This window comes from Streptomyces sp. SJL17-4 (genome assembly GCF_036826855.1).
Taxonomy (GTDB): Bacteria; Actinomycetota; Actinomycetes; order Streptomycetales; family Streptomycetaceae; genus Streptomyces.
The window spans coordinates 886795-903084 of sequence record NZ_CP104578.1 but is presented as its reverse complement, the minus strand read 5'-3'; the positions used below and the strand labels follow the sequence as shown (position 1 = coordinate 903084).

Annotated in this window: 19 protein-coding genes; 11 read left to right on the top strand and 8 right to left on the bottom strand. The window is 72.1% G+C overall.

The annotated features are described in order from the left end of the window. Nucleotides 1-271: 271 nt before the first annotated feature. The 3 genes from N5875_RS03845 (at nt 272) to N5875_RS03835 (ending at nt 2482) form a co-directional block, all read left to right on the top strand. Entirely contained in the window at nt 272-1522 is a 1251-nt protein-coding gene (locus N5875_RS03845; RefSeq protein WP_338491828.1) for a molybdopterin-dependent oxidoreductase, read from the top strand. Between the two features lie 5 nt (nt 1523-1527). Further along, entirely contained in the window at nt 1528-2037 is a 510-nt protein-coding gene (locus tag N5875_RS03840; protein WP_338499080.1) for a hypothetical protein, read from the top strand. A 115-nt stretch (nt 2038-2152) separates the two neighbouring features. Continuing rightward, nucleotides 2153-2482 (top strand): TfoX/Sxy family protein, encoded by a 330-nt coding sequence (locus N5875_RS03835; protein WP_338491826.1) that lies wholly within the window; start codon nt 2153-2155, stop codon nt 2480-2482. 27 nt (nt 2483-2509) lie between these two features. Here N5875_RS03835 and N5875_RS03830 read toward each other — a convergent pair whose 3' ends face one another. Beyond that, on the bottom strand, nt 2510-2959 hold the full coding sequence (locus N5875_RS03830; protein ID WP_338491824.1) for an SRPBCC family protein: 450 nt from the start codon (nt 2957-2959) through the stop codon (nt 2510-2512). Between the two features lie 8 nt (nt 2960-2967). Further along, complete coding sequence (locus N5875_RS03825) at nt 2968-3387, bottom strand: SRPBCC domain-containing protein (RefSeq protein ID WP_338491823.1); 420 nt, start codon at nt 3385-3387, stop codon at nt 2968-2970. Between the two features lie 104 nt (nt 3388-3491). On the opposite strand from N5875_RS03825, the gene N5875_RS03820 reads away from it, so the two are divergent. Next, nucleotides 3492-3803 (top strand): metalloregulator ArsR/SmtB family transcription factor, encoded by a 312-nt coding sequence (locus N5875_RS03820; protein WP_338491821.1) that lies wholly within the window; start codon nt 3492-3494, stop codon nt 3801-3803. Then, nucleotides 3800-4267: an SRPBCC domain-containing protein gene (locus N5875_RS03815; protein ID WP_338491819.1), complete on the top strand. Its 468-nt coding sequence runs from the start codon at nt 3800-3802 to the stop codon at nt 4265-4267. The genes N5875_RS03820 and N5875_RS03815 overlap by 4 nt, the downstream gene beginning before the upstream one ends. Here N5875_RS03815 and N5875_RS03810 read toward each other — a convergent pair. Continuing rightward, the gene (locus N5875_RS03810; protein ID WP_338491818.1) at nt 4189-5637 is read right to left on the bottom strand and encodes a glycosyltransferase 87 family protein; all 1449 of its coding nucleotides are present in this window, start codon (nt 5635-5637) and stop codon (nt 4189-4191) included. The two genes, N5875_RS03815 and N5875_RS03810, sit on opposite strands and share 79 nt — an antisense overlap. Nucleotides 5638-5750: 113 nt before the next feature. Between N5875_RS03810 and N5875_RS03805 the strand changes: the two genes are divergently transcribed. Further along, nucleotides 5751-6893 (top strand): molybdopterin-dependent oxidoreductase, encoded by a 1143-nt coding sequence (locus N5875_RS03805; protein WP_338491817.1) that lies wholly within the window; start codon nt 5751-5753, stop codon nt 6891-6893. Beyond that, a complete protein-coding gene (locus N5875_RS03800) occupies nt 6893-7297 on the top strand; it encodes a hypothetical protein (protein WP_338491816.1) in 405 nt (134 codons plus the stop codon). Before N5875_RS03805 ends, N5875_RS03800 begins: the two co-directional genes overlap by 1 nt. Before the next feature lie 63 nt (nt 7298-7360). Here N5875_RS03800 and N5875_RS03795 read toward each other — a convergent pair whose 3' ends face one another. From N5875_RS03795 to N5875_RS03785, 3 genes are read right to left on the bottom strand one after another with little or no spacing between them, the layout of a single operon-like run. Further along, nucleotides 7361-8017 (bottom strand): methyltransferase domain-containing protein, encoded by a 657-nt coding sequence (locus N5875_RS03795; RefSeq protein ID WP_338491815.1) that lies wholly within the window; start codon nt 8015-8017, stop codon nt 7361-7363. Beyond that, a complete protein-coding gene (locus N5875_RS03790; RefSeq protein WP_338491814.1) occupies nt 8014-8634 on the bottom strand; it encodes a TIGR04282 family arsenosugar biosynthesis glycosyltransferase in 621 nt (206 codons plus the stop codon). The genes N5875_RS03795 and N5875_RS03790 overlap by 4 nt, the downstream gene beginning before the upstream one ends. Beyond that, on the bottom strand, nt 8631-9347 hold the full coding sequence (locus N5875_RS03785; RefSeq protein ID WP_338491813.1) for a glycosyltransferase family 2 protein: 717 nt from the start codon (nt 9345-9347) through the stop codon (nt 8631-8633). Before N5875_RS03785 ends, N5875_RS03790 begins: the two co-directional genes overlap by 4 nt. A gap of 124 nt (nt 9348-9471) precedes the next feature. Between N5875_RS03785 and N5875_RS03780 the strand changes: the two genes are divergently transcribed. Both N5875_RS03780 and N5875_RS03775 read left to right on the top strand, forming a co-directional pair. Then, on the top strand, nt 9472-10281 hold the full coding sequence (locus N5875_RS03780; RefSeq protein WP_338491812.1) for a response regulator transcription factor: 810 nt from the start codon (nt 9472-9474) through the stop codon (nt 10279-10281). Continuing rightward, nucleotides 10274-11386: a HAMP domain-containing sensor histidine kinase gene (locus N5875_RS03775; RefSeq protein WP_338491811.1), complete on the top strand. Its 1113-nt coding sequence runs from the start codon at nt 10274-10276 to the stop codon at nt 11384-11386. The genes N5875_RS03780 and N5875_RS03775 overlap by 8 nt, the downstream gene beginning before the upstream one ends. 30 nt (nt 11387-11416) lie before the next feature. Here N5875_RS03775 and N5875_RS03770 read toward each other — a convergent pair whose 3' ends face one another. Beyond that, complete coding sequence (locus N5875_RS03770) at nt 11417-12445, bottom strand: NAD-dependent epimerase/dehydratase family protein (protein ID WP_338491809.1); 1029 nt, start codon at nt 12443-12445, stop codon at nt 11417-11419. Nucleotides 12446-13096: 651 nt separating this feature from the next. On the opposite strand from N5875_RS03770, the gene N5875_RS03765 reads away from it, so the two are divergent. Beyond that, nucleotides 13097-13576 (top strand): cation:proton antiporter regulatory subunit, encoded by a 480-nt coding sequence (locus tag N5875_RS03765; RefSeq protein WP_338491807.1) that lies wholly within the window; start codon nt 13097-13099, stop codon nt 13574-13576. A 4-nt stretch (nt 13577-13580) separates the two neighbouring features. Further along, nucleotides 13581-14756, top strand: coding sequence for a cation:proton antiporter (locus tag N5875_RS03760; protein ID WP_338491805.1), 1176 nt, complete (start codon nt 13581-13583; stop codon nt 14754-14756). Nucleotides 14757-15036: 280 nt separating this feature from the next. Here the strand turns inward: N5875_RS03760 and N5875_RS03755 are convergent, their stop codons facing one another. Then, nucleotides 15037-16287: a cation:proton antiporter gene (locus tag N5875_RS03755; RefSeq protein WP_338491804.1), complete on the bottom strand. Its 1251-nt coding sequence runs from the start codon at nt 16285-16287 to the stop codon at nt 15037-15039. Between the last annotated feature and the right edge of the window lie 3 nt (nt 16288-16290).

Sequence of the window (16290 nt, the reverse complement as noted above, 5' to 3'; positions counted from 1 at the left end):
CCGGGACGGCTTCGCGAAGGGGTTACCGAATCGATTCCCGCGTCGGAACCAGATGTGTGCCCGCCCATGGGAGGGCAAGGGGAGCCTCGGGTGGGCGTGTCATGGACCCGGCCCGGCCTCCGGTGCGGGATGTTCGTCCCGGCGACTGTGAGTGTGCGGAGGTGTCCCGGTGGAGGCGAGCGACGGCAAGCGGAATCGGCCCGAGCCTCCGTCCCGGGCGCCGTCGGAGCCTGCGAAGCGGCCGGCTGCGCTGACGCGTCTGCGGGCTGCCGTGTCAGGGCCCCCGCCGGGGCCGACGCGGCCGGAGTTCTGGCGCAGCCCGCTGCGGGGGCTGTGGCTGACCGCTGTGCTCGGGCTCGTCCTGCTGGTCGGCATCACGGTGCTGTTCGTGACGGGCCTGGTGTCGTACGCCGCGTACAACCCGGATCTGTCGCCGGTCAACGACCAGACGCCGGACAAGGGGTGGCTCGGCATCTACCTGTTCTCCTGGCCGACCTCGCCGTACTGGCTCTACCGGGTGAACCAGGGCGTACACGTGGTCCTGGGCGTCGTCCTCGTGCCGGTGCTGCTGGCGAAGCTGTGGTCGGTCATCCCCAAGCTGTTCGAATGGCCGCCCGTGCGGTCGGTCGGCCACGGCATCGAGCGACTCTCCCTGCTCCTGCTGGTGGGCGGCGCGCTCTTCGAGTTCGCCACCGGCATCCTCAACGTACAGCTGCACTACATCTTCCCGGGCTCCTTCTACGTCCTCCACTTCTACGGGGCGTGGGTGTTCATCGGCGCCTTCGTCGTCCACGTGGCCTTCCGGCTGCCGCGTGCCCTGCGCGCGGTGAGGTACGGGCGCGAACTGCCGGAAGCCGGCACGGAGGAGGCGGCGGGACTCAAGTCGCCCCGGCCGGCGCCCCCGACCATCTCGCGCCGGGGCGCCCTGGCCATGGTCGGGCTGGGATCCCTGGCGCTGTTCGTGGTGACGGCCGGGCAGAGCGTGGGCGGCTGGTGGCGCCAGACGGCGCTGCTCGCCCCGCACGGCACGGATCCCGGCTCCGGGCCGAACGGCTTCCAGATCAACAAGACCGCGGCATCCGTGGGGATCCGGCCCAGCGACATCGGCCCCGCCTGGCGGCTGACCGTACGCAGCGCGGGCCGCCAGGTCGTGCTGACCCGAGACGAGCTGCTGGCCATGGAGCAGCACGAGGCGGCTCTGCCCATCGCTTGCGTGGAGGGCTGGTCGACCCCCGACCAGCTGTGGAGCGGCGTTCGGCTCACAGACCTGGCCGCACTGGTCGGGCGGGGCACGGACACCCCACGGGCCCTGGTGGAATCGGTACAGAGGGGAGGGGCGTTCAGCTCCGTCGTGCTGAGGGACAGCCAGGTACGCGACCACCGTTCACTCCTGGCCGTACGCGTCAACGGGGCCGTGCTCTCGCGGGACCACGGCTACCCGGCCCGGGTGATCGTCCCGGGCGCTCCTGGCGTCCACAACACCAAATGGGTCAGCCGGATCACCTTCGGAGAGCCGGCATGAGCCACATGGCCACCTTCCGCCGCCGCTACGGAGCTTCCCCGCTCCACCTCCTCCTCGTGCTGGCCTCCTTCACGCTCGCCGCTTACGCTGGCGTACGGCTGCTCAAGGGGGACACTCTGGGCGTGGCCCTGTGGTTCGTCGGTGCGGCACTCCTCCACGACCTCGTCCTGCTCCCCCTCTACGCGGTGACCGACCGGGCCGCGCAGCGCCTGTTCCGGGAAGGGGCAGGTGCGGGCGAGGGACCGCGGCGAGCGAGCGGCAACCACGTACGTGTTCCCCTCTTCGTCTCGGGGGTTCTGCTGCTTGTCTGGTGGCCACTGATCCTGGGCCGGGTCGATCACTACACCGCGTACACAGGGCTTCCGGCCGACGGGTTCCTGGAGCGCTGGCTGCTCATCACGGCTGCGCTCTTCGTCGCCTCGGCCGCGATCCTCGTCGTCCGCAGATGGCATGAATCGGCGCCTCCACGACGCGCGGCACGACGTCAGCGCCGGGCGCGCCGCGCGGCGGAATGACGGCTCTCGACGGCGGTACCGCCATCGGCGCGGCGGCCCTTCGGACCGCGTACGCCCGGCGGCCCGGCTGCTTCCCGCCCGGCGCGCCGCCGGGACGTGCGGGAGAGTGGGGTCCATGACGTACGACGAAGGGCTGGCTCAGCGGATCAGGGAGGGGCTCGATGAGCGGCCGGACCTCACCGAGAAGCGGATGTTCGGCGGGCTGGCCTTCCTGCTGGGCGGGAACATGACCGTGGGCGTGGTCGGCGACGAGCTGATCGCCCGGGTGGGCCCCGATCAGGCTGAGGAGGCCCTGGACCGCCCGGAGGCCCGCCCGATGGACTTCACCGGCAAGCCGATGCGCGGCTGGGTGACCGTCGGCGGCCCCGCGCTCGCGGAGGACCGGGTCCTCGACCACTGGATCACGACGGCCGTGGATTTCGCGAGCACACTTCCGCCCAAGTGACGGAGGATCGCGGCCGGACGGCCTGGCTCATACCGGGCGCTCCAGGAGCGCCTTGAGGCCTGCCAGGTCCTTGCTCTGGGCGCGCCGCATCGCGGCCGCCATCACGGGGGCGGCGAGTGCGGCGAATCCGCTGGGCTCCCCCCGGTTCCGCAGCGTCATGAGGGTGCGGTCGCCGGCTTCCCCGTGCGGTTCCCACGTGTAGGTGGTCTCCATGGGGAAGGGGCCCTCGCTGGTCCGCATCACCAGCCTCCGGCCCGGCTCGTAGGCGGCGATCTCGTAGGTGTAGGCGAGGCGCCGACCGAGGAAGCGGGCGGTGAACGCGATGCGGGAGCCGATCGCGAGGGGCGGCGGGGTCTGCCAGGCGACGGAGTCGATGTTGGCGTACCACTCCGGGGCGTGCGAGGGGTCGGCCGCATAGGCGGCCACCCGGTCGCACGGGACGGCGAACACCGTCTCGGTCAGGACGTCGACCTTCATCGGGGTCCTCAGACGGTGAAGAAGGGATGGGGCGTGCCCGACTCGGCGTAGTCCTTCAGGCGGGTCATCAGGGTGCCCCAGGTCTCGCTGATCATCGGGAGCTCGGCCTCGCCGTCCGGGAAGCCAGAGTGGGAGAAGGCGACGCGGGTGCCGCCGCCGGTGGCGTCGGAGAGGTCCCAGGTGATGGTGGTGCCGGCCCAGTGGGGCGGGAACGCGCCGATGTTCACCCAGACGACGCGGTCCTCGTCGGCCCGCTCACGGCGGAGCTGGAAAGGCTCGGGGATGCCCGGGAAGTTGAAGAAGAGGACCTCGCCCTTGCGGTTCACGTCGTTCGTCCACCAGCCGGTGAGGCCGTCGTGGGTGTTGAGCGCCTCCAGTACGCGGGTCCGGCCGGTGGCGATGTCGGTCTCGTGGGTGATGGCGGTCATGGAGTGCTCCTGGTGGTGCGGGGTTCCCCTGAGGGGTTATTTGAGTCCAGACTAAAATAAGCCCGTCGGGGCAGCAAGCTGAAGCCTCGACTAAAATTCGATGGATGGACGCGGTACAGGTGATAGCCGAGCCCAGGCGGCGCGAGATCTTGCGGCTGATCTGGGACGACGAGCTGTCGGCGGGGGACATCGCGGCCCGCTTCGAGGTCACCTTCGGGGCGGTCTCCCAGCACCTCAAGGTGCTGCGGGACACCGGCCTGGTGACGCTGCGCAAGGACGGGACCAAGCGGTTCTACCGCGCCGACCGGGAGGCGCTGGGCCCGCTCGCCGACTACCTCCAGGCGATGTGGGGCACGAAGCTCGACACCCTGGCCCGGCTCGCCGAAGAGGCCGAACGGAATGAGACCCCCTCATGACGACACCCCCGCCCGCCACGGACACCGTCACCCTGGAACGGCACATCGCCGCCCGCCCCGAGACCGTCTTCGGCTTCTTCACCGACCGCGAGAAGTGGCTGTCCTGGATGGGCGCCGACGGCACCTTCTCCTTCGAGCCCGACGGCGCGTACCGCGCCCGCGTCACCGGCGAGAACATCGCCTCCGGCCGCTTCCTCGCCGTCGAACCGCCCAAGCGGCTCGTCTTCACCTGGGGCTGGGAGACAGGCCCCATGCCCGTTCCGGCCGGATCAAGCACCGTGGAGATCACCCTGGAGCCCACGACCGAGGGCACCTTGCTGCGTCTGGTCCACAGCGGACTTCCCTCGCCGGAGGCATGCGCCGCGCACGCCGAGGGCTGGCGCCACTACGTCGGCCGGCTCGTGATCCGGGCCGAGGGGGGCGACCCCGGCCCCGATGCCTGGATGGAGACGTCCTCGGGCTGACGCGTTCCGGTGCCGCGGCGTCGCCGCACGGCAGTGGCCGCGAGGACGAGGAGGACCGCAAGGCCGTACGCGATCGCGGCCGTCGGCTGCCGGTGGTCGAAGACCCGGCCGAAGACGTAGACGGCTGGGCCCGCGAGGGCGACGCCGAGCCATTCCCAGCGCCCGTCCAGCGCGACGAGGGCGACCAGGAGCAACGCGTACCAGGAATAGCCGGGCGTGAGGAGGGCGAAGGCCCAGCCGGTGACCAGGAGCGCGCCGCTCCACGGGCGGTGCGGGTCACCGCGCCGCATCACGTACAGGGACACCGCCGCCATGACGGCGAGGACCACCGGAAGCGCCCAACTGTCGGGCAGGACCAGCCGGAGCAGCGCGTACCGGGGTCCGGCGGCGGGGTCGTCGTAGCCTTCCTCCTCCACGTAGCCACCGAGATAGCCGAACACGGAACCGTCCGAGAGGAGGACGTAGGGCGTGTAGGCGAGCGCGGTGAACGCGACGGCGGGCAGCAGCACGGCGGCCGCGTCGCGGACGCGGCGGACTCCAGACAGCGCGCCCGACAGGACGACGGCGGGCATGAGCTTGGTGGCGACGGCGGCGCCGAGGACCAGCCCGCCGGCGGAGCGGCGCTGCGGGAGGAGGGCGAGGAGTCCGAGTCCGGTCACGGCCAAGAGTGCCCCGAGGACGTCCACATGTGCGTTGTTGACCGCCTCGATGGGTACGACGGGGCACCACGCCCAGTACGCGGCCGGGCGGGGGTCCGTGCCCCTGCGGCGCAGGATCAGCAGCACCGCACCGGTCACGCCCAGAGAGGTCAGGCCGGAGCCGATCTGGAGGGGCTTGTGCCGGGCCTCCTCCGGGGAGAGCTGGTCGACGGTCAGGAAGTACGCCTCGGCCACGGGCGGGTAGATGGTGTGTACGGCGGGCCGGTTGAGACGCGTGCAGTGCGGTACCGGTCCGGGATGCGGGATGCGGGCACGGTCGGGGCCGGTGCAGGCCGCCCCCGTGGGAAAGAGCCACGGGTCGCGCAGCCGGACCAGCTCCGGGTCCTGCGGAGCGTGGTCGTACGGGGATACGCCGGCCGACTGGACGCGGCCGTCCCAGGCGTAGCGGTACGAGTCCGTGCTGGTCCGGGGTGGCGCCACAAGTCCGGTCACCGTGACGGCGATCGCGCCGGCCACGAGTAGGGGTACGACATGGGAGGACGGAACCCGGCACAGCGCGAGCAGAGCGCCGGCGAACAGCACCCAGCACGCCGCGTACCGCCAGAACAGCCCGCCGGGGTCGGCGAAGTAGCCGTCGTACCGGATGGTGAGGACGAGGACGGTGGTAAGGGTGGCGAGGGCTGTGGCGGTGAGGGCGGTGCGCGGGTTCACGTCCGCAGCGTTCCAGGAACGGTCCTGGAAGTGGGGCCGGGCGCCCCGCGCGTCCGTGTTTCGTAAGGTGTTCCGACCACCCATACGGGTCCGTCCGGGGGTGTCATGGGCTCATGCGCTTCATTCCGCCTCATGGACCGCCGATCACGTTCAAGGCGCGTCTGCATGATGCCCGTACCGCGACCGCGATCGGCCGCTGGCTCGGTCTCGCCATCTTGGTCTGTTTCGCGACCGGCGTGCTCAGCCACTACCTCCAGCGCCCGCCCATCTGGCTCGCCGACCGGCTGCCGAGCCGCCCGTACTGGGGCTACCGGCTCACCCAGGGTCTGCATGTGACCTCCGGCATCGCCGCGATCCCGCTGCTGGCCGCCAAGTTGTGGGCGGTCTACCCCAGGCTCTTCGCGTCGCCTCCGGTCCGGTCGGTCCGGCACGCGCTGGAACGCCTCTCGGTGGCCGTGCTCGTCGCCGCGGGGATCTTCGAGCTGTTCACCGGTCTGCTGAACACCTTCCAGTGGTACCCATGGCCGTTCTCCTTCGTGCCCGTGCACTACGCCGTCGGCTGGCTGCTGCTAGGAGCGCTGCTGCTCCACCTCGCCGTTCAATGGCCGCAGATCCGGGACCACTTCACCAGCCGATCACCCGGAACCCTGGCCCTTCCCCCCGCCGACGGACCGGACCGTCGCCAGCTGCTGGCGGCCGTCGCGGCCGGGGTCGGCGCCGTCACGCTGACGACCATCGGCCAGTCCGTCACCGCACTCGGTCCGCTGGCGCTGTTCGGCCCGCGCAGTCCTGACCACGGGCCGCAGGGCCTGCCGGTCAACCGCACGGCCGCCGCGGCACGCGTCACCGCGGCGTCGCTGACCGACTGGCGGTTGACCGTCGCCGGGCCGCGCCCGTACAGCCTCACCCTGGAGGAACTGCGCGCGATGGCGCAGTACGAAGTGAGCCTGCCCCTCGCATGCGTCGAGGGTTGGAGCAAGTCCGCCCGCTGGACGGGGGTACGGGTGCGTGACCTGCTGCACAGGGCGGGGGCCGGCCCGGAGGCACGGTGCCGGGTGGTGTCACTGGAAGCGGCGGGCGCGTACCGGGTGATGGAGATGGGCCGCACGTATGTCCAGGACCCGCTCACCCTCCTGGCGTCGGGCCTGAACGGCGAAGTCCTGTCGCTGGACCACGGCTACCCGGCGCGGATCATCGCCCCGAACCGGCCCGGAGTGCTCCAGACCAAGTGGGTCGGCCGGCTGGAGGTGCTGTGATGGGGTTCCGGTACGTGCTGGGCGGCTGTGGGATCGTCCTGATGGCCTTCGGCGGTGCCCTGGTGCTGGAGCAACCCGAGCCGTGGCGGGTCGGCGTGTGGCTCGCGGGTGGTGTCCTCGTGCACGACGGCCTGATAGCACCGCTCGTCTTCGCGATCGCCGCGCTCGCCGCGGCGGCGGGTCTGCGTCTGCGTGGAGCTCCGCGCGCCGCGCTGATCGTCGCGGGCTCACTGACGGTCATCGCCCTGCCGCCCCTCCTGCGCCCCGAAGACGTGGCCAACGCGACGGTTCTGCCGCTGAACTACGCGCGGAACTGGCTTCTCGCGATGGCGGCCGTCGCCGTGATCACGGTCGCGTACGTCGGGGTGCGCGCATGCCTGCGACGGGCGGATCGGCGGCGGTGAGCCGGGGGCTACGGAGAAGGGGGCCGACGCGTGTCCGGCGTCGGCCCCCTCCATGTCGCGTCGTCAGCGGCGTAGGCCCACGAAGCTGCGGCCCCCGGCCTGCCAGGTGAGGGCGCGGGTCCAGCCGGCCTCCGGGGCCTCGGCGCACAGGGCCCGGGTGCCGAGCCGGGCCCACCGGAAGGGCGCTCCGTGGCCGCCGCGGCCGTCGTCGACGTGGACCTCGACGCGTTCGTCGACCTCGGTGGTGGCCACCTCGACCAGCAGGGAGCCGGTCGGTGAGGCGAGTCGGGCGGCGCGGCGCAGCAGGGCGGCCGGATCGCCTCCGATGCCGATGTTGCCGTCGATGAGCAGCACGGTGTCCCAGCGGCCCTCACGAGGCAGGGGATCGAAGACCGATCTGCACAGGGCGCTGCCTCCCGCGCGGACCGTGCGGGCCACTGCCTCCGGGGTGACGTCCACCCCGAGAGCCCGGTGTCCGCGTGCGGCGAGGGCGGTGACGAGGCGGCCGGGTCCGCACCCGATGTCCAGGACGGGGCCGTCGCAGCGGTCGAGGACGGTGGCGTCGGCCGCGTCGGGGTCGGCGCACCATCGCTCGACCTCCAGGGGCAGCAGCCAGCCGTCGCTTCGGCGCAGGTAGAGCGGGCCCCGGCCGCAGCGGAGGGCCTCGGTGTACGGGTCGGCACGCCAGGCGAGGGCGGGCTCGGTCAGCTGGGTGGTCATCGCGTCACCGCGCAGAGGCCACCGTGGAGGGTGGCGAAGCGTGTGCCGGGTATGGCGGCCGCGACCTGTGCCGCGTCGGCCGGGGTGTCCACGTCGCACAGCTCGGGCAGGTCCCTTACCGTGCGCCCGGACGCGGTCAGCCGTCGGCGCTGCTCCCGCCCCGTGTGCGCCACCGACATGGGGACGCCGAGGAGCAGCGCCGGGTCGGGCTCGGCCAGGCCGAGCGCCCAGAACCCGCCGTCGTCGGCCGGGCCGAACCAGGCATCGGTCTCGCTGAAGTCGAGGCCCTGGGCGAGGAGGTCGGGGGTGACCTGAGGGGTGTCCATGCCGATGAGCAGGGCGGGTCCTTCGACGTGGGAGAAGGCCGCGGCCAGTCGGGCGTCGAGGCCGCCGGCGGTCTGCGGAACGACTTCGATGCCCTCGGGCACCCAGGACCCTGGTCGCCCGTCGAGCACCAGGACGCGGTGCCCGGTCGGGGTGGCGAGCACGGCTGCAAGGGTGTCCTCGAGTGCGGCACGTGCCAGATCGGCTGCCTGCTGCGGGGTGAAGTGCGGGGTGAGGCGCGTCTTGACCCGACCCGCCACGGGAGCCTTGGCGATGACGAGGAGGGTGCTCATACGGAGACCTCCCCGGCCGAGGCGGACCGTGTGCCGGGTGGCTCCGCCAGGACCCGGCGCATGTCGTGTACGGCGTTCCAGGTGCCCCGCCAGGTCCCGGTGACCTTGGACTTACCCGAGCGGGGCAGGTACGGGACGTCCGTCTCGGCGACCCGCCAGCCCGCGTCCGCGGCGCGCACCACCATTTGGAGCGGGTAGCCGCTGCGCCGGTCGGTCAGCTCCAGCCCGAGCAGGGACTCCCGGCGCGCCACCCGCATCGGTCCGAGGTCGTACAGCCGCAGGCCGGTGCGGCCACGCACCATCCGCGCGAGGGCCAGGTTCCCGGCGCGGGCGTGCGCGGGCCAGGCCCCGAAGCCCTGCGGGCGGCGGCGGCCGAGCAGCAGATCGACCTCACCCGATGCCACCCGTGCGGCCATCGGGGCGAGCAGCCCCGGGTCCATGGAGGCGTCGCAGTCGCAGAAGCAGACCAAGTCGGCCCGCGCCGCGAGCAGCCCGGCGTGGCAGGCCGCACCGAAACCACGTCGGCTCTCGTGCACGACGGTCGCCCCGAGGCTTCGGGCGATCTCCGCGGAGCCGTCGGTCGACCCGTTGTCGACGACGATGGCCCGCCATCCGGCGGGCACGCGCCCCAACACCCAGGGGAGTGCTTCGGCCTCGTCGAGGCACGGCAGTACGAGGTCCGCGCGGGGCGGTGCGCAAGCAGATGAAGTCACCCTCCACACCGTAGGAACCGAGTAGCGGGAAACGGCCCTTCCAGTCCTTACGAAACGCGGACGCCACCCCGGAGGAGGGGAACCCGCGCCACACCCGGGCCCAGCTGGGTGACAACCTGGAGCCATGGGAGTGAGCGATACGGAGAGTGCGTACGAAGGGCACCGGCCCGACGGCACCGACGAGATCGGTGCGCTGGGCGGTGTTCTCGTCGTGGACGATGATCCGACCGTCTCGGAGGTCGTGGCCGGGTATCTGAAGCGGGCCGGTTTCGCGGTTCGCCGGGCGGCGGACGGGCCGGCCGCATTGCGCGCCGCCGAAGAGCTCCGGCCCGACCTCATCGTGCTCGACCTGATGCTGCCCGGTATGGACGGGCTGGAGGTCTGCCGCCGACTGCGCGCACGGGAGAGCGGCACACGGCCCGTCCCGGTCATCATGCTGACCGCGCGTGGCGACGAGGACGACCGGATCCTGGGCCTGGAGGTGGGCGCGGACGACTACGTGACCAAGCCCTTCAGCCCGCGAGAGCTCGTCCTGCGCGTGCAGTCGGTCCTGCGCCGGGCGACGGCCGCCGCTCCGGCCGGTGAGCCACGTCTCGCCGCGGCGGGTCTTTCCTTGGACCCGGCGGCGCGTCGAGTCACCAAGAAGGGCACGGAACTCGCCCTCACCCTGAGGGAGTTCGATCTCCTCGCCTACTTCCTGCGGCACTCGGGGCAGGTCTGCGACCGGGAGCGGCTGATGCGCGAGGTCTGGGGCTGGGACTTCGGAGACCTGTCCACCGTGACCGTCCACGTGCGCCGGCTCCGCGGAAAGGTCGAGGACGACCCGGCGAGCCCGCGACTGATCCAGACCGTCTGGGGCGTCGGCTACCGCTTCGAGGCGAGCCCGGCCACGGAGGCCGCGACGGCTGCCGAGACGGCGGCCGGCCGTGCGTGACCTGTTGCTGATCGCCCTGTACGCCCTCCTCGGCGCAGGCGCCGCGGGGCTTCTGGGAGTCGTGGCGCTGCGCGTCCTCAGACACCGGAGTCTCGCGGTGTCCCTCGCCGTCGTCGCCGCCGTCGCCGTGTCCGCGATGCTCGCCGGGACGCTCGCGGTGGCGTGGGCGATGTTCCTGTCCTCCCACGACCTGGCCGTGGTGACCATGGTCGTCGCGATGGCGGCCGCCGTGTCGCTGGCCACCGCCCTGCTCCTCGGCCGCCAGGTCGTACGACGATGCCGGGAACTCGTCCGCGCGGCCCGCGGCTTCGGGGAGCAGGGCACGTTCACGCCACCGCTAGTCCCCGCCCCCGCCGAGTTCGAGGCCCTGAGCCGCGAACTCGCCCTCACCAGCGAACGGCTGGCCGCCTCCCGCGAACGCGAGCGCGCCCTGGAGACCTCCCGGCGCGAGCTCGTCGCCTGGATCTCGCACGACCTGCGCACCCCACTGGCCGGGCTGCGCGCCATGTCGGAGGCGCTGGAGGACGGCATGGCGGCCGATCCCGCCCGCTACCACCGCCAGATGCGCACCGAGGTCGACCGCCTCAACTCCATGGTCGGCGACCTCTTCGAGCTCTCCCGTATCCACGCCGGCGCGCTGTCCCTCAGCCCCACCCGGATGTCCCTCTACGACCTGGTCGGAGACGCCCTGGCCGGTGCCGACGCCCTCGCCCGGGAACACGGCGTGCGCCTGGCGGGCGAGAACGTCGCACCGCTCCCCGTGGAGGTGGACGGCAAGGAGATGACCCGCGTTCTCTCCAACCTCCTCGTGAACGCCATCCGCCACACCCCCGCCGACGGCACCGTCGCGATCGCCGCCGAACGCCGCGCGGACGCCGTGGTGCTCTCGGTCACCGACGCCTGCGGAGGCATCCCCGAGGAAGACCTCCCGCGCGTCTTCGACACCGGCTGGCGCGGAACCCCGGCACGTACCCCACCCTCGGGGGCGGGCCTCGGCCTGGCGATCGTCCGCGGCATCGTCGAGGCCCACGCGGGCCGGGCCGACGTCCGCAACGTCTCCGGCGGCTGCCGCTTCGAACTGACCCTGCCGGCACCGGCGGGGTAGCCGTTCCCTCCAGGTCATCCCACTGCTGCCCTACGGCTGCCGGGCGAGCCCAGCCTCCCGCAGGGCCGGGCCTTCCGCGCCGCCCGTGAGCTCGGCCATCCCGTCGGCGAACGGCACCGTCGGGCGCCAGCCCAGCTCGCGGCACAGCCGCGCAGAGTCGGCGGTGATGTGCCGGACGTCGCCCAGCCGGTACTCGCCGGTGACGACCGGGTCCGGGCCTCCGCACGCGCCGGCCAGTGCCTGTGCCATGTCGTTGACGGTTCGTGGATCGCCGCTGCCGACGTTGTACGCGGCGAAGGCCGGTCCCTCCGTCAACGCGTCCAGCGCCACCGCGTTGGCCGAGGCCACGTCCCGTACGTGGACGAAGTCCCGCCGCTGCCCGCCGTCCTCGAAGACGCGCGGCGATTCGCCGCGCGCGAGCGCGGATCGGAACAGGGCGGCCACGCCCGCGTACGGGGTGTCGCGAGGCATCCCCGGCCCGTAGACGTTGTGGTAGCGCAGCGAGATCACGCGTCCGTCGATCGCCCGGGCCCATGATGCCGCGAGGTGTTCCTGCGCGAGCTTGGTGGTGGCGTAGACGTTCCGGGGGTCCATCGGCGCGTCCTCCGCGACCAGACCAGGTGCCAGGTCGGCACCGCACTCCGGGCAGCGCGGCTCGAACCGACCGGCCTTCAGGTCGGCCTCGGCACGCGGACCGGGCCGGACCACGCCGTGCACGGCACACGCGTACCGCCCCTCGCCGTAGACGACCATCGATCCGGCGAGCAGCAGCCGCCTCACCCCTGCCTCCGCCATCCCGGCCAGGAGGACCGCCGTACCGAGGTCATTGGTCGACACATATCGCGGTGCGTCCCCGAAGTCCTTGCCCAGGCCCACCTTGGCCGCCTGGTGACAGACCGCGTCGACCCCGGTCAGGGCGTCCCGTACCGCCTGCGGGTCCCGCACGTCCCGCCCGTCCGCCGCCATGTCGAACACCACCGGGTCGTGCCCGCGTCCGATCAGCTCGGCGACGATGTGCGAGCCGATGAAGCCCGCTCCTCCAGTCACAAGTACGCGCATACCCCGAAGCTATGCCGCCCCGGTACCGGCGAGGTGTCCGACGGGCCGCTCGTCACGGATCTGTAAGAGGATCCGCTCAGTTCAGCAGCACAGGCGGGGAAGCGTTGGATGACGTTGTTGCCGAAGCCCCGCGGTCCCAGGGTTGTTCGAGGGTTGGGTGCGACCAGAGAAGTCGGAGGCCCGGCCGGCCAGGGCGTGGCTGCCTGGGGTGGCCGTCCACTCCGTGCGCCAGGCTTGCCAAGCGCAGGGGCCCGGGAGGTGTGAGGGCGGTGTCGGTCCACGTGTGCCCGCCGTCCTGTGCTGAACCGCACCGAACCCGTTCGACCGGCCCGTACCCTGACACTGGGGACGCATCACGTGGAGTGTGTCGCCATCCTCGAACCGGCTGCAAAGGGCTCCTGACCTGCGGTTTGTGTGTGCGTACTATGTGCGGTGTGGGCGTTACGGGCGATATCTTGACGCTGAAATGACGCTCATCTGACGCTCGTTCTGATGGGTCATCAGGCCACTGAGTCGCTGGTCAGGCGATCTGCTGACTACGTGGCTGTGGTAGGGCGCCGGGAGCTTCGTGTCCCGCGCCGTCCGACGTCCTGCTACCCGCACGGACCCTCCGCGGGTGCCGTGGCCGGGGTGTCGCTCGACGATGGGTGGATGGATGTCACCGAGGTGCTGTTGCCCGGCGTGGGCCTGCGTTACGAGTTCACCAGCCGCCGGGGCGAGCGGGTGGGGGTGGTGGCCCGGCGTACCGGCGAGTTCGAGCTGGTCGTCTACGGGGCGGAGGACCCGGACGAGGGCCGGTCGGTGCTCCAGCTCGACAGCGAGGAGGCCGACGCGGTCGCGGAGATTCTCGGTGCCCCTCGGATCGCGGAGCGGTTCGCGGACCTGACCAAGGAAGTGCCCGGCCTGGTGGCCGGGCAGGTCGAGGTGCTGCCGGGCAGTGCGTACGACGGCCGGCCGCTGGGTGACACGCGGGCGCGCAGCCGTACCGGGGCGTCGGTCGTCGCGGTGGTGCGGGGCGAGGAGGTGATCGCCTCTCCCACTCCCCGGGACGTCCTGGCCGGCGGAGACGTCCTGGTGGTGATCGGGACCCACGAGGGCATCGCGGGCGTGGAACAGATCATCCGGGGCTGAGCGCGTGCGTACGCCGGTCGCGCTGCTGCTGGAGCTGGGCGTCATCCTCGCCGCGCTCAGCGTGCTCGGGACCCTCGCGCGGCGCTTCACCCTCTCGCCCATCGCTCTGTACCTGCTGACCGGACTCGCCGTGGGCGAGGGAGGCATCGCTCCCGTCCCGGCCGCCGGTGAGTTCGTCGAGACCGGCGCCGCCATCGGCGTGATCCTGCTTCTCCTGGTCCTCGGCTTGGAGTTCTCGCTGGCCGAGTTCGCGGTCAGCATGCGGCGACACGTGCCCTCCGCGCTGGTCGACGCGGTACTGAACGCCGCTCCCGGGGCGGTGGCCGGCTGGCTGCTCGGCATGGACGGCATCGGCATCCTGGCCCTGGCCGGAGCCACCTACATCTCCTCGTCCGGAATCGTCGCCCGCCTGCTGTCCGACCTGCACCGCCTGGGCAACCGGGAGACGCCCGCGGTCCTGTCCGTCCTGGTCATGGAGGACTGCGCGATGGCCGCCTATCTGCCCGTGCTCGCGGTCCTGGCGTCCGGGGGTGTGTGGTGGCAGGCGATCCTGGGTGTGCTCGCGGCGGTCGGCGCGGTGCTGGCCGCGTTCACCGTGTCGTACCGGTGGGGGCACCATCTCGGTCGGCTGGTCGCCCATCCCGATGACGAGCAGCTGCTGTTGAGGGTCCTCGGGCTCGCTCTGGTCGTCGCCGCGCTGGCCGAGTTCGTTCACGCCTCGGCCGCCGTGGGGGCCTTCCTCGTCGGTCTCACCCTCACCGGCGAGACCGCGACCCGCACTCGTGCCGTGCTCAGCCCGCTGCGTGACCTGTTCGCTGCGGTGTTCTTCCTGGCCATCGGACTGTCCGTCGACCCTGCCGACCTGCTGCCCGTCCTGCCCGCCGCGCTCGCGCTGGCCGCCGTCACCCTCGTCACCAAGGTCCTCACCGGCCGGTACGCCGCCTCCCGCGACGGGGTCGGGCGACGAGGGAAGTGGCGCGCGGGGACCGCGCTGATCGCCCGGGGCGAGTTCTCCCTCGTCATCGTCGGACTGGTCGGCACCCTGCACGACACCCTCGGCCCGTTGGTGACCTCGTACGTGTTCATCCTCGCCATCGCGGGCCCCGTCCTCACCCGCCTGGCTCCCTCCCGGCCCGGTCCGGGAGCCGACGCTCGAGACGGCGGGCCACCGGCGTCCTGATGGGGCGGACGGCTCCGGCTCCAGGCGGTAGGGCCACGTCGCCGGGCCACGATCCGCCACCACACGTACACCAGGTTTGCCGGCCACAGGACGACCAACAGGGTGAGCGTCAGAGCGCTGGAGGCGGGATCCCGTCCGGTGTCCCGCCTCCATTCCGCGTCTTTGAGCATGAGCCGCGGCAGGCTTGCGGCGAAGCCGACGACCCCGCCGAGGTAGACGGTTAGGGCCGCAAGCAGGACCATGGTGTCCCTGCTGGTGATGGCGGCCCAGGTGTCGTCGCTCATGCCCGTCCGGCGGTGCCGTCCTCCACCGGCTCCAGCGACTCCGCCGCCGGCGCCTCGACCCGTGCCGCCCCGACCGCCGGAGCCTTCTGGCGACGGCCGGTGAGATAGGACGCGATCGGTTCCGTGTAGCGGGCGGTCAACGGGCCGACGATGACCAGGACGAGGACGTACGCGGTGGCCAGCGGGCCCAGGGCGGGCTCGATTCCGGCGGTCACGGCCAGGCCCGCGATGACGACGGAGAACTCGCCGCGGGCGACGAGCGTGCCGCCGGCCCGCCAGCGGCCCTTGACGGAGATCCCGGCGCGGCGCGCGGCCCAGTAGCCGGTGGCGATCTTCGTGCCGGCCGTCACGACCGCCAGCGCCAGCGCCGGAAGAATGACGGGCGGGATGCTGGCCGGGTCGGTGTGCAGGCCGAAGAAGACGAAGAACACCGCCGCGAACAGGTCCCGCAGGGGGCTCAGCAGGTTGTGCGCGCCCTCGGCGACCTCTCCCGAGAGGGCGATGCCGACGAGAAACGCGCCGACGGCGGCGGAGACCTGGAGCTGCTGGGCGATGCCGGCGACCAGCAGGGTCAGGCCGAGGACGACGAGCAGGAGCTTCTCGGGGTCGTCGCTGGAGACGAACCGGGAGATGACCCGTCCGAACCGGACCGCGAGGAACAGGACCAGGCCCGCGACGCCGAGGGCGATGGCCAGGGTGAGGCTTCCGGCGGCCAGGCTCACCCCGGCGAGTAGCGCGGTGATGATCGGCAGGTACACGGCCATGGCCAGGTCTTCGAGGACCAGGACGCTCAGGATCACCGGCGTCTCGCGGTTGCCGAGCCGTCCGAGGTCGCCCATGACCTTGGCGATGACGCCGGAGGAGGAGATCCACGTGACGCCTGCGAGCACCACGGAGGCTACCGGGCCCCATCCCAGCAGCAGGGCCATCCCAGCGCCGGGCAGCGCGTTGAGGACGAAGTCGACCAGGCCGGCCGGGTACTGGGTCTTCAGGTTGGAGACCAGGTCGCTGGCCGTGTACTCCAGCCCCAGCATCAGCAGGAGCAGGATGACGCCGATCTCGGCGCCGATCGCGACGAACTCCTCACTGGCGCCAAGCGGGAGCAGCCCGCCCTCGCCGAAGGCGAGGCCGCCGAGGAGGTAGAGGGGTATCGGGGAGAACTGGAAGCGTCCGGCGAGCCGGCCCAGCAGCCCCAGCGCGAGGATGATCGCGCCGAACTCGATCAGGAAGACCGCAGAGGAGTGCACCCG

What these genes read in the sequence shown, in the direction of transcription:
- N5875_RS03780 (WP_338491812.1), top strand. Translation starts at nt 9,472, where the DNA reads ATGGGAGTGAGCGATACGGAGAGTGCGTACGAAGGGCACCGGCCCGAC.
- N5875_RS03770 (WP_338491809.1), bottom strand. Translation starts at nt 12,445, where the DNA reads ATGCGCGTACTTGTGACTGGAGGAGCGGGCTTCATCGGCTCGCACATC.
- N5875_RS03825 (WP_338491823.1), bottom strand. Translation starts at nt 3,387, where the DNA reads ATGACCGCCATCACCCACGAGACCGACATCGCCACCGGCCGGACCCGC.
- N5875_RS03800 (WP_338491816.1), top strand. Translation starts at nt 6,893, where the DNA reads ATGGGGTTCCGGTACGTGCTGGGCGGCTGTGGGATCGTCCTGATGGCC.
- N5875_RS03830 (WP_338491824.1), bottom strand. Translation starts at nt 2,959, where the DNA reads ATGAAGGTCGACGTCCTGACCGAGACGGTGTTCGCCGTCCCGTGCGAC.
- N5875_RS03765 (WP_338491807.1), top strand. Translation starts at nt 13,097, where the DNA reads ATGGATGTCACCGAGGTGCTGTTGCCCGGCGTGGGCCTGCGTTACGAG.
- N5875_RS03820 (WP_338491821.1), top strand. Translation starts at nt 3,492, where the DNA reads ATGGACGCGGTACAGGTGATAGCCGAGCCCAGGCGGCGCGAGATCTTG.
- N5875_RS03835 (WP_338491826.1), top strand. Translation starts at nt 2,153, where the DNA reads ATGACGTACGACGAAGGGCTGGCTCAGCGGATCAGGGAGGGGCTCGAT.
- N5875_RS03805 (WP_338491817.1), top strand. Translation starts at nt 5,751, where the DNA reads ATGCGCTTCATTCCGCCTCATGGACCGCCGATCACGTTCAAGGCGCGT.
- N5875_RS03795 (WP_338491815.1), bottom strand. Translation starts at nt 8,017, where the DNA reads ATGACCACCCAGCTGACCGAGCCCGCCCTCGCCTGGCGTGCCGACCCG.
- N5875_RS03840 (WP_338499080.1), top strand. Translation starts at nt 1,528, where the DNA reads ATGGCCACCTTCCGCCGCCGCTACGGAGCTTCCCCGCTCCACCTCCTC.
- N5875_RS03815 (WP_338491819.1), top strand. Translation starts at nt 3,800, where the DNA reads ATGACGACACCCCCGCCCGCCACGGACACCGTCACCCTGGAACGGCAC.
- N5875_RS03790 (WP_338491814.1), bottom strand. Translation starts at nt 8,634, where the DNA reads ATGAGCACCCTCCTCGTCATCGCCAAGGCTCCCGTGGCGGGTCGGGTC.